The organism is Spiroplasma sp. Moj, from assembly GCF_016082285.1.
GTDB lineage: Bacteria > Bacillota_I > Bacilli_A > Mycoplasmatales > Mycoplasmataceae > Spiroplasma > Spiroplasma phoeniceum.
The window spans coordinates 760-4,220 of record NZ_MQTY02000012.1; the positions used below are offsets into that span (position 1 = coordinate 760).

The 3,461-nt window shown below is 22.3% G+C and carries 6 protein-coding genes; all 6 read right to left on the reverse strand.

Annotation, left to right across the window (positions count from 1 at the left end; all coding sequences use genetic code 4):
* Positions 1-416: 416 nt before the first annotated feature.
* The 6 genes from BST80_RS01185 to BST80_RS01210 are packed head-to-tail and all read right to left on the reverse strand — an operon-like array spanning position 417 to position 3,094.
* Positions 417-593: a hypothetical protein gene (locus BST80_RS01185; protein ID WP_415745592.1), complete on the reverse strand. Its 177-nt coding sequence runs from the start codon at positions 591-593 to the stop codon at positions 417-419.
* A 2-nt stretch (positions 594-595) separates the two neighbouring features.
* Positions 596-1,096, reverse strand: coding sequence for a hypothetical protein (locus BST80_RS01190; protein ID WP_415745593.1), 501 nt, complete (start codon positions 1,094-1,096; stop codon positions 596-598).
* Positions 1,096-1,764 carry an ERF family protein gene (locus BST80_RS01195; RefSeq protein WP_415745594.1) on the reverse strand — a complete coding sequence of 223 codons (669 nt, stop codon included), beginning with the start codon at positions 1,762-1,764 and terminating at the stop codon, positions 1,096-1,098. Before BST80_RS01195 ends, BST80_RS01190 begins: the two co-directional genes overlap by 1 nt.
* A complete protein-coding gene (locus BST80_RS01200; protein ID WP_415745595.1) occupies positions 1,748-2,404 on the reverse strand; it encodes a hypothetical protein in 657 nt (218 codons plus the stop codon). The genes BST80_RS01195 and BST80_RS01200 overlap by 17 nt, the downstream gene beginning before the upstream one ends.
* Entirely contained in the window at positions 2,385-2,801 is a 417-nt protein-coding gene (locus BST80_RS01205) for a single-stranded DNA-binding protein (RefSeq protein ID WP_415745596.1), read from the reverse strand. Before BST80_RS01205 ends, BST80_RS01200 begins: the two co-directional genes overlap by 20 nt.
* On the reverse strand, positions 2,801-3,094 hold the full coding sequence (locus BST80_RS01210) for a hypothetical protein (RefSeq protein ID WP_415745597.1): 294 nt from the start codon (positions 3,092-3,094) through the stop codon (positions 2,801-2,803). The genes BST80_RS01205 and BST80_RS01210 overlap by 1 nt, the downstream gene beginning before the upstream one ends.
* Positions 3,095-3,461 lie beyond the last annotated feature (367 nt).

Here is a 3,461-nt window from a genome sequence, read left to right on the forward strand (position 1 = left end):
TANANATTNTTTGGGTGGTTATATAGTTTAATTTATAAATTATTTTGTTCTGAAAGGATAGATGGCCACTGTTTGAGTAAGGATAAGAAAGGAAATAAAGAAAATGAATGAAACATTAATGATTGCTTTACTTGTATTAGCTGGTGCTGGTGGAATGGGTAGTCTTGGCATTCTTGGATTATCTGCTAAAAAAATTAAAAAATATAAAGCAGAAATCAGAGAATTAAGAACTGCTGTTATAGCTCACGAAAAACATTTAAGAGGACCTGATTATGCAATAGAATTAGCNTTAAAAACAGGTCAAATTAAAAATGTTAAAAANCAAGTTAAAGTAAANGACAAAAAACAANNACAAAANGATGCTATTNGANAACTAACAAATAGTATTTAAAAAAATAACCAATTAAGGTTATTTTTTATTTTTCTTTATTATGTTTTATATAAAAATTAATAAGATATTCAATTCGTTGCGAATAAGTATCAAAATTTAATTCATTTCAAACTTTTTCTTCATTCTCATTTAAGTAAACATTTATATTCCGAATTTTACAAGAATAATATTTTCTGGTTTTTTGATTAAATGAATGTTTCATAATTATTTACCGTCATAATTAGCAATAATAATTGTGTCTCGTAAATGATTACTTATTTTTTGATTATTATAAAATCAACCTTTACCATATTGATAAGTTAATTTAATATCTTTATCAAATTCTCATAAGCAGCTATCATTATATTTACTTAAATTTTCCATATTTTTAACAACTGATTTAGTATGGCGTGGTGATACTCAATTATAACTAACTCAAGTATTTTCAATCGCACCCAGTAATCTTAATAAATCATCTCTATCTTTACTAGCATTAGCAGATGTATATAAACAATCTTCAATATTTAATCCTTTTGGAAAAAGTTCACCTTTATTTTTTACATAATAATCTGAATATAAATATTCATCTATAAATTCATCAATAAATTTATAATGTTCTTTTCAATATTTACTAGTAAATTCATTTTGTTTAATTAATTTATTATCTTCATATATAACAATAGCGGTAGTACCGGTTCCTGATGGGTCAATACCTATTTTTATCATTATTTTAAAAATCTTTCTTTAAATTGATAATAAAAATCTTCGCTTTGTTTTCTAATTAGAACTGGTGATAATTTTTCAACATTTAATTCTTCTTTTATTCAATTTTTACCTTTTGAAATAATATTTTGTTCTATTTTTGTATTTGTAATAAAATCTTTAATTTTATTAAAATGTTGTTCACTCATTCAATTTGGATTTGAATTATTAATAATTTCTGTTTGTTCTTTTTCTTGTTTAGAATTAATTTTACTTATTTCACTATTATCAGGGTCTAATTCTTCGGTTGGTAAACCTAATAATTTACTTAAAACATATTTAACTCCATAAGTTAATGCTGAACCAATACTTTTAGCAGGGTCAGTATTTTTACCCGTAAAAGGTCAATAAGTTTTAATTTCTTCTGTTTCTTTACATAAAGTTAATTCCATTTCAAAATATGGGATATCATTAATTACTTTTAAAGTATCTTTTACATAACTCCAAATATATGTAATATGATGTTTTTTAAATTCTTTTTTAACTAATTCTAATACTTGTGCTTCACCAAAATAGTTATACATTACTCTACCATTCATTTGCATTGTTTGATTTTTTTCTAAATATAATGATAAATCGTGTTGTATTTCACCAATACTTGCTTTTAATGTTTTTTTAGTTTCTTGTGGCATTTTCTCATTCCTCTCTTTCTTGTCATATTAAAATGGCTTCTTTAATTTGTTTTAAATCTTGTTTAGTAATATTAATTTTTTCTTTAATTACTATTTTTAATTTTGGATTTATAATTATCATTAATATTTTTTTACTATCTATACAAAAATCTTTTTCTAATAAATAATAAAGTTTTAATTGTCAAATATAGCGTTCAATATCAATTTTTTCATTAGAACTGGTAATTTTTCAATCACATATTACATATTCATTATCAGTAGTTATGCCAATAAAATCAGTTGTACCACACATTAAAGGGTCGTAAAGTGTTTTTTCAGTTTCATAACAATTAAATTTAATATCTTTAAAAGTTTCTTGATATAGTTTTGTAAAATTTTTAAATAATTCACGATGTGATTTTATATCACAATCAATAAACTCAATTAATTCATCATCAAAATTATTTTTTATTCAAACATCAATCATATTATGTAAACAATTTCCACGAATTTGTGCTAATTTTAAAATATTACTATCAATATGTGAGAAATCTTTTGGCAATAAAATATTAACAATTTGACTTACACTAGGGATTAAAATACTATATTTATGTAATTTATCATTATAAATATATAACGGTTTAATCTCATAAAATGGCATTATTATCACCAAATAATTCTTTAATATCTTCTGAATTATAATTTACTTGTTCTTGTTCAATAATTTCATTTGATTTTTCAGATATATCTTTTTTTAAGTCATTATTTGTATGTAAAAATTCATAATTAGATACTCGGACTATTCACTGTGTTTTGTTATCGTTGTCTTTAAAAGATTGTAAAATACCAGTAATAGCAATTTGACTACCTTTTTGACAATATTTTTGTAAAACTACGGCTTGTTTATTTCAAACTTGACAAGGTATAAAATCAGTTTCTTTTTGAGTAGAATATGGCCTTGTTATTGCTAATTGAAATATTGCATATTCTTTACCATTTTGTGTTTTTTTAATTTCTATATTCTTTGTTGTTCTACCAATTCCAATAAATTTATTCATTATTTCACTTCCTTTCTATCTAATTTGTTATATATTGAACTATTTTTTAAAACATAACCATCTGTAAAAGTGTCTACCAAACCACGGCGAAAATCAAAACCTTGTAATATTTTTTCTTTTGTAAAATTTTCTTTATATAATTGTTTTGATTCTAGTTTATTAATATAATTTTTTGCCATATTATTATCAAATTTTAAATTATTGATTTCTTTATCTTTTTCAGAAAGTTCTTTTTTAAGTGCTTCATTTTCTTCTTGTAGTTTGTCAAATTTAATTGATTCTGTTATATTCATTATTTTTCCTCCATTTCAATAAAACTATTTTTTGGTTTACTAAAATAAACTTGTTTTAAGTTTTCAAATTCTTCATCTGTTAATCGTTTTCTTTCAAATTCAAGGTAATATCTATCTCAAATATCTAAACTATAATCTTGTGCCGCTTCTGGNTAATTATCAAATAATTCATTTAATAATTCTTTTAAATTCATCATTATTATTCACATCCTTGTCATTTAATATTTTCATTTTCTAAATCAATAATAGTTGTTCTAAAAGAAGAGTTTTCTTCCGCTGTAATTTTTGCTTCTTCTAATGTATAAAAAAATAAAGTATTTNTTNNATANTTANTNTTNNTTACTAATAAGTATCTTTTATNCATANT